We start from the raw sequence: 12069 nt of genomic DNA on the forward strand, positions 1-12069 counted from the left end.
TTAGTAATATGGCACTTTAATTTTCAAATCATCAATTCCTATAGGAGAAAAATCCTGCTGACCGGAAATAAGGACTTCCTTAATGTTTTTGCAATAATTGGATAAATTCCAACGCCCAACTCCTAAGGATTGCCAGTATTTCCAACCTCCTGAAGCTTCTTTAAACCAAAGCTGTATGGGTCCTTTTACCACTTTAATTTCCAGTAAATCGAATTTTCTACTGGGATTTTCATAATCATAAACATACACTTTTATCCAATGATCTCCGGAGTGAGTAAATAATTCTCTGTTTTGTAATGTCGGATCAAAATTTAAACAGGAACTACCGGATGGTTTTCCAAAGTTCCCGGAGGATAAAAAACAAGGCTCAAAATGTTGATATGTCAAATGGTAATGATTGTATTCACTTCTGAATCCTTCATTATAATTTGCTCCATCATTTTCCTTAACATGTACCCATCCGGTACCAATTTTCTGGATATAGTAGGGCCAGAAGGTAAAGGTGTTTCTCGCATTGTCCGGGATAATAGTTAAAGCCATTTTATCATGAAAATCCACATAATCAGTGGGGCCGTAAGAAGATATTCTCGCATTAGAATTGCCGTTATCAGGGAAAACAAGGTTATCAGGTTCTGTTGTTAGTAAATCGTTTTTGGGTTCTGTGGATTCAGTCGGAGCTATTTCTACGGCTTTCGCATCTTCTGTCACTTGTAAATGTTCTTCAGGGGCAATCTCTTCCTCTGTTTCTTTAGTACAATTCGTGAAAATCATTATAAATAAAGCAGGAATTAGGAGGAGTTTTAAAGGTTGGGGGAACTTGGTAGTTTTCATGCTTGAATAGGGGTTAGGTAAAAAAATCAAAAGTTTGGGAAGGCCTGGCCGGGTTCTTTCAGTTTTTACGAAATTCCTTTTTTATTGGAGAATATTGATAGTGGGATTTAACTCATATTAAGGAAGTTATGGAAAAATGTGGGTAGGTTGAAATACCATTTAAAATCGTAAATTCCTTGTTTCAAGGATAAAGAATTCATTTTAAATTTTTATTTCCTTGATTTCAATAGGGAATTTTTCCTACCTTAAAAAAGTTTGTCCAAATTTTTACTTTTCACCTTCTAAAAAAATGACTTCCCACAAGCCACTGATAGTACTTTTTTGTTATTTGATTAGCTTCTCATTAAACGCGCAACAAATTTCCAGGGAAGAATTGATTTTCCTGACCCCAAAATGGGAAGGGGAAAGGTTTGTCGATGGCAGGCCTAAAGTAGCTGAGGCAATTCTTGACCGAATGAGTCAGGTAACTCTGGAAGAAGCCTGGGCTGTGTTGAAGGGGGAAAACTTCAGATATCAATATGCGGATGGGTGGATGTGTATTAACCCCGATAGTGTATTGGTAGGAAGAGCCGTTACAGCTATTTTTATGCCTGGTAGACCTGATATACACAGGGTGATTGATGACAGAGGCCATAATCAGGATGGAAGAGTAAAATCACAAAACTCCTGGCCGATCGACTTACTGGTAAAAAGAGATGTTTATGTAGTTGACCAATTTGGAGCACATGTAGATGGTCCAACTATTGGGGACAACCTGGGAAATTCCATTTTTGCCAAATCTGGTAATGGAATAGTTTACGATGGAGCTGTTCGGGATATTGACGGCTTGAAAGAAATTGGTGGCTTTACTTCATTTTTCAGGTCTTATCATCCATCCCACCATTTAAATAATCCCGATCAACAATTAAATACCACTTTAGTAGGAATAAATCAGCCTACCAGGATAGGCATGGCTACAGTAATGCCGGGAGATGTAGTGCTGGGTAGAGATGGCGGAGTAATATTTATCCCTCCACATCTGGCAGAAAAGGTGGTAAAAACATCGGAAATTGTAAGGCTTAGAGATATGTTTGGGCACCAGAGATTAAGGGAACAAAAATATACGCCCGGGCAGATTGATTCCCGTTGGTCAGATGAAATTGAGAAAGATTTTTCGCAATGGCTAAATGCCCATATCGATGACCTCCCCGTCCCAAGAGACCAGATACAGGAACTGCTTAAAACAAGAACATGGTAAAAAATCCTTTTTCTATCACCATTATTTAACTGAATAAAACTATGAAAATGAAAACTAAATTGACAAATAGAAGATCATTTCTTTCTAAATCAATTGCTGCAGGAGCCATTAGCCCCCTGCTTACATTTGGGAATGAATTAGAGGCTGCTGTAGAGAAAACACCCAAATCCTCCATGCCTTCAGATCTGAAAATTTCCTCCATTAAATGTGGTTATATCAGGGATGGACATAGCCTGTTTGTGAAGATATATTCCAATCAGGACATCTGGGGTTGTGGAGAAGGCGTGGATGCTACACCAGGGACTTATCATTTGGTGAAAATGTTTGAAAAGCGGTTGGTGGGTAAAAACCCTTTGAATGTCCATCGGTTATTTGAAGACATTAGGAGAAGGGGCTTTTTTGAGGGTGCCCAGTCCGGAATGTTTGTGGCTGTGCTTACTGCGGTAGAAACAGCTCTTTGGGATTTGGCAGGAAAAGCATTAGAACTTCCCGTTTACCAGCTTTTGGGTGGAAAGTTCAGAGATAAAATTCGGGTTTATATGGATACAGCCCTTTATCAAAATAAATTACCCTCCCCTCAGGATTTTGCCAATGCCGCTAAAAAGGCTAAGGATATGGGATTTACAGCGGTAAAATTTGACCTTGACCAAAGCAATGATCCCAATAAATATGACCATTATAACTGGACTGCAAGCCCTGCCGAGCTGCAAAGAATGGTTGATCAAATGTCTGCTGCAAGAGAAGCTGTAGGACCAAATATTGATATTTGTGCGGATATGCACGGTCGATATGATGCAGTTACCGGGCAACAGGTTGCCAAATTACTTGAGCCGGTAAGGCTTATGTGGCTGGAGGAACCCATTCCTGCAGAAAATGTAGATGCTTATAAACTGATTACCCAATCTACAAGTACACCTATTTGTGCCGGAGAAAATTTGTACCTGGCTCATGGTTTCAGAAAACTATTGGAAATCGGGGCGGTAGATATCATTATGCCCGATTTACAAAAAGCTGGTGGTCTAGGAGAAGCCCAGCGAATAGCCAATTTATCCAATCTTTATTATGTTCCTTTTGCTCCTCATATGGTGGCATCTTATCTTGGAGCTATGGCTTCCTGCCATGTTTGTGCCTCTGTACCTAATTTTATGATTCTGGAATGGCAAATTTATTTTCATGAAAATCCTATGTTCAAGGAAATAGTCACTTTTGACGGAACCATGGTAGAAGACGGGTTTATTACACTTTCTGAAAAACCAGGTATAGGTGTGGAAATAAATGAGGAGGGAATGAAAAAATACGCTACTGAAGGGATCCCATTTTTTGAGTAATTGATTTGATGATTTTTGGAAGGGAAAGTAATTTCTACTTTTTTAAATTTATTTAAGTGAGAATTTTCTATCAATCTGAAATTAAACTTTTTTAAGAAAAAATATAATCATATTTATAATATTGAACTTTTTATTGGGTTTTGATGGTATAATTACTATAAAAAATATCACTTTAATTGCATAATGAACAAACTACATTCCTCAAAATTCCATGAAGTACTTTTAGATTCTTCCTACTCTTTAATTGTCTCCAAATGGTTTGCTACTTCAATTGATATGAAAGACGATGATTATCGAAATGAAATGTTAACCTTAAGGGATCAAATTAAAGAATTCAGGCCTGAAAAAATGTTGTCTTTTTGTGAAGATTTGAAATATTTAATTTCTCCTGATATACAGGAGTGGGTAAATAATGAAATATTTGACGGGAAAACCAAAATGCAGGTAGCCATCCTAATGAGTGAAGATCTGTTTTCCCAGGTAGCTATTGAACAGACGTTTGAAGGTGAAAAGGGATTCTTATTTAAAACCAAATTTTTCACGAAGTATAAAGTTGCAGAAGAATGGTTGGGGCTTAGTGAAGGGGTTTCCAAAAAAATAAAGGAATAAGCATTACGCTTATAATAACCGGCCTAAAAGCTTTAAATCCTGTTTTGTTCAAACATTTCAGGATTTTTTTTGTTTCCGGAATACAGTTTTATAAATATTTTAGGTTTAAAAATTTCAGGTTCTTTTCATAGAATGAATCTATAAACTATATTTGTTCCGCAATTGTAAAATTTATATAAATAGCATTATCAAATGGAATTAACAACAGTAGTTGTTTCATCGATTGTGGCTTTTACGGCCATTATTTTGTTGCTTGTGATCGTTCTTCTTTTTGCCCAGTCCAAGCTTGTGCAAAGTGGCGATGTTAAAATCGTAATCAATGGAGATGAAGCTAACCCAATTATTACCCCAGCAGGTTCAACACTTCTTTCTACACTATCGGCCCAAAAGATATTTTTACCATCCGCGTGTGGTGGAGGGGGTACTTGTGCCATGTGTAAGTGTGTAGTGGAAGATGGGGGAGGAGATGTTCTTCCTACAGAAGTTGGACATTTAAGCCGAACCGAACAACACGAAAATGTAAGACTATCCTGCCAGGTAAAAGTAAAGCAGGACATGCAGATTAAAGTGGATGAGGAAATCTTCGGAATTAAGAAATGGGAGTGCGAAGTGGTTTCTAATTACAACGTAGCCACTTTCATTAAAGAATTTGTGGTAAAACTACCTGAAGGTGAAACCCTGGATTTTCAGTCAGGCGGATATATCCAAATTGATGTGCCGGAATGTGAGGTTGATTTCAAGAAAATTGATATTGCTCCACATCCCGATGATCCTGAAGGTAAAGATAAATTCAAAGAAGATTGGGATAAATTCAATCTGTGGGATTTAAAAATGAAAAATGATGAACCAATATTTAGAGCATACTCTATGGCTAATCACCCTGCAGAAGGAAATATTATCATGTTGAATATCAGGATTGCTACTCCACCTTGGGACAGAGCCAACAATAAATGGCTTGACGTAAATCCTGGAATTTGTTCATCTTATGTATTTGGAAGTAAGCCAGGTGATAAAGTAACAATTTCTGGTCCTTACGGTGAATTCTTCATTAAAGACACTGAGAAAGAAATGATCTATGTGGGTGGTGGAGCTGGAATGGCACCTTTGAGATCTCACATTTTCCATTTATTTCATACCTTAAAAACTGGAAGAAAAGTATCTTTCTGGTATGGAGGTAGATCGAGAAGAGAATTATTCTATACAGAACATTTTAGAGAAATTGAAAAGCAGTTTCCAAACTTTAAATATTATATAGCACTATCTGAACCTCTTCCTGAAGATAACTGGAAAGTGAAGAAAGATATAAATGACGAAGAAGGAGATGGTTTCAAAGGATTTATTCACCAAGTGTTGATCGATAATTATTTATCACAACACGAGGAGCCAGATGAAATCGAATTCTATTTCTGTGGACCTCCTATGATGAATGCCGCTGTAGTAAAAATGTGTGACGATTTTGGGGTTCCACCAGAGCACGTATCATTCGATGATTTCGGTGGATAATTAAAATTTTAAGCTAAAATTTTTATATTAAGGAGTGAAGCAATTTTTGTTTCACTCTTTTTTTGTTTTAAAGCAAAATTTTCAGTTCTTCCTAATAACCAATGGATGACTATAAAAAAATTAATTAACACTTTAACCTTAATTCAATATTGCTGTACAGGATTTTCAAAAAAATAATTTTTGCGTTTCCTGTCCATTTGGTAGTATTTCACCTTAAGAAAAACATACTGCTTTTTGGATATTGGCTTATTCTTGTGGGAATTGTAAGTGGCAATATTGGGAAAAGCTTTGGAATTACTTATTTATTTCTCGATCCGGAGTACCTGAATAAAGTCAACTGGTTGAGCTTTTTTATTGTTGGCCTTGGATTGAGTGCTTTTACCATTTCTTTCCAGGTTACCAGTTATATCCTCTGTTCCTACCGATATAATTTTCTAGCCAACCTTCAATCCCCGTTTGTGAAATATGCACTTAATAATAGTATTATTCCATTTGCTTTTACCATATATTATATTTTCAGGTTTATCAATTTCCAGCTTAATACAGAAGCGGCCTCTCCCTTAGACATTATCACCAAAGTTCTTGGGTTTATAATCGGATACCTGATTATTTTGGTTCTTTCTTACCTTTATTTTAAAACCACAAATCTGGATATTGTAAAGCACCTTGCAGAGAATGTGGATAAAACTGTGCGGAAAAGCCGGCTTCAACGGGTGAATGTGATGGATAGGCTGAATGTGGCAAAAAATCAAAAACCAATTATTACTTCATATATAGATTTCCCTTTATCTCTCAAAAAAACTAAAAACAACTATCCTATCGATCGGGAAACTATCCTAAAGGTGTTTGATCAAAACCAGTTAAATGCCCTGTTAATTCAGTTTTTTGCCTTTATCAGTATTTTAATTTTTGGTTTGTTTAGGGATGTATCCTGGTTGCAAATTCCTGCAGCAGTCAGTGTGTTGCTGTTATTTTCAATTTTATTGCTATTTACAGGAGCAGTTTATTATTGGTTGAAGGATTGGGCTATCCCCACTTTCCTTTTTACACTTATTCTGGTTTCCTTTATAAGCAAAAATATTTCTCATAATATTTACCATCAGGCTTTTGGACTGGATTATTCCCAAAAAGCAGAATATTCTTTAAGAGCTTTGAGGAAAATTACCACACCTGATATAGTCCAGTCGGACAAAAAAAATACAATTGAAATTTTGGAAAACTGGAGGGGAAAATTTCCAAAGGAAAAGAAGCCTAAACTGGTGGTAATCGCCATGAGTGGTGGAGGACAAAGAGCTGCGGTTTGGACCATGAAAACTCTTCAGTTTTTAGATAGCGCCTTTCAACAATCATTAATGAGCCACACCATGCTGATGACGGGTTCTTCTGGTGGGTTAATTGGCGGAAGTTTTTACAGAGAGCTTTTCCTCAGAAAACAACATGGAGAGAATATTCAACTGAATGATGAAAAATATATAGCCCAGTTGGCCAAAGACAAATTGAACCCTATGGTGTTTTCCCTGGTGGTCGGTGATTTGTTTTTCAAATTTCAAAAAGTAGAAATTGATGGTCAGAAATATTTTAAGGACAGAGGATACGCACTCGAAGAGCAACTCAATAAGGATACAGATTTCATTTTAAATAAGCGGCTGAAAGACTATAATGCTCCAGAGTTCAATTCGGAAATTCCTATGTTAATGATTACCCCAACAGTAGTGAATGATGGGCGGAAGTTATATATATCCTCACAACCGGTAGCCTATATGTGTAAGGGATTAGGCCACAATCATAACCACAAAAATGCCATTCGTGGGATTGAATATTCCCGTTTATTTGCGAATCAAAATCCAGAAAACCTGAGGTTTATTACTGCTTTGAGATTAAATGCTACCTTTCCATATATCACCCCAAATGTTCAATTACCAAGTGAACCCACTATGGAAATTGTAGATGCTGGTTTGTCTGATAATTTTGGGGTAATGGACGCTATCCAGTTTATTCATGTTTTTAAAGACTGGATTGAAGAAAATACTTCTGGGGTGGTTTTAATTACAATCCGGGATACACCTGCTGAAAACCAAATTGACCGTTATGCTTTTAAACCTCTAATTGAAAGTGCCGTTACTCCGCTGGATAATCTTTTGGGCAACCTTACCCGTCTTCAAAATATCAGGAATGACTTTAATGTAGAAATTCTGCAACAAATTCTCAAGAAAGACTTCTTTGCCATAGTAGAATTTCAATACCTGGAATTACCTAATAATGGTAATGAAGAGGTGGAAAATGCCTCTTTAAGTTGGAGGTTGACAAGCAAAGAAATTAAAGGGATTGTGAATGCCATTCATCACCCTGCCAACAAAAATTCCTTTGAAAAACTTAAAAAGCTGATGAAAGAATAATTTCAGAAATTTGGTAATATTTGGAATGTTAATAAATGTAATTTACTGTTAATGGATAAAATATCAGTAATATTGGAATAGTACAATTATTCAGGATTTATGTTTGCCGATATTATCCAATTAAACCTAAGTTATTTTCAAATTTTTAAAAATATGTAAATAAGTTTTAATGAATGAATGAATAATTGTTTGTTTTTGCTTTTTTAATTGTTCTTGTTCTGATTTTTGTTTTTGTTGCAGGTTTAAATTTTGTTTAACTCTTTATTTTAACAATGCTTAAACTTTGAGAAATAAAAAAAACTATTAGAAAAATGAAAAATATTGAGAAATGTAAAACAATTATTTTATTATATATTGGTTTTCGTAAGACAGCGTTGTATAGATAAAGTGCATTTTTTGTTTAAAATTTTTTATCGCATTTTTACTGACACAAAATCATTGACACAAAATTTGCATTTAGAGTTTACATATCCAGTCGACTATCAAGTTTATTTTTTTACTAGCAATAATTTTTAAGATTTTAAAACTTGTAAACCAAAATGAAGACCATAAAAAAGTCCGCCAGCAAAAATGTTTTTGACTCATTATCAGTAATGGAGTCCAAACTAAATGAACTAAAGTTTAATTTGATCAGGTTGAAACAAAAATCCAGAGATTTCCAAAATAAGACTCTGGATATCGGTAATGAATTTTAAATCTGATAAATCCTGATAAACAAGAGTAAGAAAGCATGGTTGATTGCCAACTATTGCCATTCTACTTCTTTATGATATAATATTTAAAAATTAAGCAGAATTTTATAAATAAAATTCTGCTCCCCAATCGGGGGGTGTTTCCATTCGATTACCCTAGGGAAATCCTTTATTTTTATTGGTAACTCTCGGGTTATTTCCCTCTTCTCTTTTAAAACCTTTTACCATTGACAAAAAATTTTGGGAAAAAGGTAATAAAAATCACCTCATGTTAATCATGTAGGTTTTTGCCTTTTTATAATAGTTGTTAATTGCTTCAACCTTTCTTTATCGTCTAAGTAAAAAAGACTACCTTTAAAGTAGAATTGACTTGAAAAATAGCTCAATATTAATTGTAGGCCTGTTTTTTTAAGATAAATTTTCAAAATATCAATTCCCAATTATATCTCCTTTCAACCAACTGGAATATTATTTGAGAGGGTCAAATATTAAAATGGCCTGTAATGTTTTAGCCTTCAATTAATTAAATAGACTAAAAACTTTAAACAGATAAAAAACTTATTACAAAATGAAATCTAATAGTTTACTACTCCTCTTTTTCATAATGCTGACTTCCCATTTTCAGGGAATTTCTCAAGATTTGGAAATAAGAGATAAAGCGGAAATTACTTATCAGGCGGAGTTATTGGTATCCGAGTTTCAAAATCTTCTAAATATTGTTTCCAATTCAGATTTAACTTTAAGCGAGACAAAAGAAATAATTGAAAATAGTTACGATTCTCACGGAAACAAAATATTTAAAAGTTCGGACATCACTTTGGAAGATGACATCAATCCTAACAATGTAGGTCCCCAAAATGCGATTGATGCTCCAGTGGAAAAATACCTGAAAGATTTCGATTTATTCTATGAAAAAAGTGACGACTTTACTGTAGAGTTTTCAGACATAAAAATTTCAAAGGTTTACAATAGTGATTACGTGTATGTAAGGGTTTATTTTAAGCGTAATTTCAAAAGTAAGCATTCAGTTATTGAAAGCCCTTATAAACCAGTTGAAAGGGTGGCTGAAATTAGTGCAGTAAGAGATGGAAAAAAATGGAAATCTAATATTGTAAGTGTGGTTTTCCATGATGACTCAAACCCAATAGAAGTAGAGGAACTTCCAGCCGAAGGTGAAATTGCTAATGTGGGAACTACCGTTTCGAATACTGAAGCTTATGATAATGTGGCAATTCTTGAGGAATCTAAAAGAAAAATGGAAGAATTCAGGGCAGAGCAACTTAAACTATATGCTACAGCTTTGAAGAATGGAGATATTGCCTACGAAAATGAAAACTGGACAGATGCCCTCAGAGCTTATAACGATGCCAGAGATATTCAGCCTTATGAGGTTTATCCTATTAAAAGGGTAAACGAAATTCAAAGAATCCTGAGAGAAGGAAAGTTTAATAGAGAAGACATTTACCGAGAAGCCATTTTTAAAGGAGATAATGCTTTAAAAGCCAGAGATTACAACAGAGCCAAGAACTTTTATGTACAGGCCTTAAAAGAAAAACCTTCAGAATTTTTCCTTCAGGATAAAATCAAAAAACTGGATGCTACTATTAGAGCCAAAGCCAATTTGGATAGTAAATACTTCGCAGGAGATTATGAACAGGCAGTAAAAGATTATAATAAGGTTATCAGGCAGGATGACAACAACCCTGAATATTACCTGGGAAGAGGAAAATGCTATTTTGCTCTTGGTGAAAAATATTATAAAAAGGCAATAAAGGATTTCGATCAGGCCATAGAAATTGACATTAATTATGTGGATGCTCTGGCTACAAGAGCGCAATATTATATAAAAGTGGATGAGCCCTATAAAGCAATTGAAGATTACTCAGTAATTCTGGCTAATGAGGATGTTGATCCTAAATATTTTGCAGAAAGATCACTGCTGAAACTGAAACTGAATAATCCTGAAGGTGCAATTCGCGATTTGGATGATGCCCTGATGAAAGATCCAAAAAATCCGGGATTATATACCGCCAAAGGGGAAATTTTTGCTGCCACCAACAATTTCAAGAAGGCCATGGAAATGTTTGATAAGGCTTTGGAAATGGACTCTGAATACGCCCAGGCACATTTCAAAAAGGGACTTGCCAATATAAAAATGGATAATATTGAAGATGCACAGACGGATTTCTTTAATGCCAGGAAATTGGGAATACCTGCTGAAGATATCAAAACTATTCAGAATATTACCCTGGAGTTTTATAATGTGGGAGCAGCCGCTGTAAACGAAAAAAATTATGAGCTGGCAAAAGCACAATTAGGCAAAGCGCTAATTGTAGATGAATATTACTCCCCTGCATGGACAAAAATGGGTAATATTTACTTCGAGTTGGAAAACTATCCCGAAGCTATAAAAAATTATAATAATGCTATTCTTTATGATGATAAAATGGCAGAGCCGTTTTTAAACAGGGGATTGTCCAGGTTAAAAAATAAGAATTATGAAAATGCACTTTATGATTTTGAGAAGGTAGCAGAACTTGAACCCAATAATGTTAAGGGATTAGAAGGATTAGGGGATGCTCATTTTTATAATAAAAATTACAGAGAAGCTGTGGTAGCCTATAATAGAGCCAATACTTTGGTGACTGAGAATCCGGTTACACTGAATAAGCTTGGCAGAGCGCTTATCGAGGTGAATGATAATAAAAATGCTTTAAAATATCTGGATGAAGCTACAAAGCTTGATAAAAACTATGCAGAAGCATATTTTAATAAAGGCTTGCTGTACACCGCAGAAAGAGACATGAAGAATGCTATCAAAAATTTTGATGAAGCTAGCGATCTTGGTTTCTCCCAGGCTGAAGCAAATCTGGCTATTGGCCGTGCCTACCAAAAGCAGGAAGATTATAAAAAAGCTATTAGAAGCTATACAGATGCACTTTCTTATGACAATACATTAATTGAAGCTTATTTGGAAAGAGCTCAATGCTATAAAATGGAAAAATCGTTCAATGCCGCCATCAGGGATATGCTGGATGCAAGAAAACTAGATGAATCTGTGGAAAGTGCTGATTTTTATGCAGAGCTTGGTACTTTGAATCTGGATTTGGATTTAAATAGGGAGGCTACTGCATATTTCAGAAAAGCGTTGGAAATGGATGAGAAAAATGTAAAAGCCATTTATGGCATGGCTTGTTCTTATTCTCAGGACCTGAATACTTCAGAAGCGTTAATCTGGATAAAAAAGGCATTTGAGACCAGAGAAATTACCGAAGATATGGTGAAGGCTCATAAGAAAACATATTTGTCAAACCTTAAAGGCAATAAAGAATTTAAAAACTACGAAAAAATTTATCTGAAAAGGTAACCTGGTAAAAAAAAAGTTTTTCAGCCTCTCAGTATTTCTGAGGGGCTTTTTTTTGCTTTTTATTATCAAAATTAATCAAATTAATGCCAAATTAATGGCCGTAAAA

8 protein-coding genes are annotated in these 12069 nt (G+C 35.1%); 7 read left to right on the forward strand and 1 reads right to left on the reverse strand.

Translation table 11 applies throughout. From position 1 onward, the window contains the following. Window positions 1–831, reverse strand: a complete 831-nt coding sequence (locus A3EM_RS0134915; protein WP_020532905.1) for a hypothetical protein — start codon at window positions 829–831, stop codon at window positions 1–3. A gap of 289 nt (window positions 832–1120) precedes the next feature. Here A3EM_RS0134915 and A3EM_RS0134920 point away from each other — a divergent pair, with 289 nt between their 5' ends. From A3EM_RS0134920 to A3EM_RS0134955, 7 genes are all read left to right on the forward strand, one after another. Beyond that, a complete protein-coding gene (locus A3EM_RS0134920) occupies window positions 1121–2068 on the forward strand; it encodes an RraA family protein (protein WP_044240758.1) in 948 nt (315 codons plus the stop codon). A 41-nt stretch (window positions 2069–2109) separates the two neighbouring features. Continuing rightward, window positions 2110–3396, forward strand: coding sequence for a mandelate racemase/muconate lactonizing enzyme family protein (locus A3EM_RS0134925; protein WP_020532907.1), 1287 nt, complete (start codon window positions 2110–2112; stop codon window positions 3394–3396). 183 nt (window positions 3397–3579) lie between these two features. After that, the gene (locus A3EM_RS0134930) at window positions 3580–4005 is read left to right on the forward strand and encodes a hypothetical protein (protein ID WP_020532908.1); all 426 of its coding nucleotides are present in this window, start codon (window positions 3580–3582) and stop codon (window positions 4003–4005) included. A 192-nt stretch (window positions 4006–4197) separates the two neighbouring features. Then, on the forward strand, window positions 4198–5508 hold the full coding sequence (nqrF, locus tag A3EM_RS0134935; protein WP_020532909.1) for an NADH:ubiquinone reductase (Na(+)-transporting) subunit F: 1311 nt from the start codon (window positions 4198–4200) through the stop codon (window positions 5506–5508). A 254-nt stretch (window positions 5509–5762) separates the two neighbouring features. Beyond that, on the forward strand, window positions 5763–7904 hold the full coding sequence (locus A3EM_RS0134940) for a patatin-like phospholipase family protein (RefSeq protein ID WP_169513454.1): 2142 nt from the start codon (window positions 5763–5765) through the stop codon (window positions 7902–7904). Between the two features lie 539 nt (window positions 7905–8443). After that, window positions 8444–8599, forward strand: coding sequence for a hypothetical protein (locus tag A3EM_RS47845; RefSeq protein WP_020532911.1), 156 nt, complete (start codon window positions 8444–8446; stop codon window positions 8597–8599). Window positions 8600–9164: 565 nt separating this feature from the next. Beyond that, window positions 9165–11963: a tetratricopeptide repeat protein gene (locus A3EM_RS0134955; protein ID WP_083925361.1), complete on the forward strand. Its 2799-nt coding sequence runs from the start codon at window positions 9165–9167 to the stop codon at window positions 11961–11963. Window positions 11964–12069: the final 106 nt, after the last annotated feature.

Source organism: Flexithrix dorotheae DSM 6795 (assembly GCF_000379765.1).
Taxonomy (GTDB): domain Bacteria; phylum Bacteroidota; class Bacteroidia; order Cytophagales; family Flammeovirgaceae; genus Flexithrix; species Flexithrix dorotheae.

Bases quoted from the DNA above. Each gene is read 5' to 3' on its own strand.
- A3EM_RS0134915 (WP_020532905.1), bottom strand. From the start codon at position 831: ATGAAAACTACCAAGTTCCCCCAACCTTTAAAACTCCTCCTAATTCCT.
- A3EM_RS0134920 (WP_044240758.1), top strand. From the start codon at position 1,121: ATGACTTCCCACAAGCCACTGATAGTACTTTTTTGTTATTTGATTAGC.
- A3EM_RS0134925 (WP_020532907.1), top strand. From the start codon at position 2,110: ATGAAAATGAAAACTAAATTGACAAATAGAAGATCATTTCTTTCTAAA.
- A3EM_RS0134930 (WP_020532908.1), top strand. From the start codon at position 3,580: ATGAACAAACTACATTCCTCAAAATTCCATGAAGTACTTTTAGATTCT.
- nqrF (WP_020532909.1), top strand. From the start codon at position 4,198: ATGGAATTAACAACAGTAGTTGTTTCATCGATTGTGGCTTTTACGGCC.
- A3EM_RS47845 (WP_020532911.1), top strand. From the start codon at position 8,444: ATGAAGACCATAAAAAAGTCCGCCAGCAAAAATGTTTTTGACTCATTA.
- A3EM_RS0134955 (WP_083925361.1), top strand. From the start codon at position 9,165: ATGAAATCTAATAGTTTACTACTCCTCTTTTTCATAATGCTGACTTCC.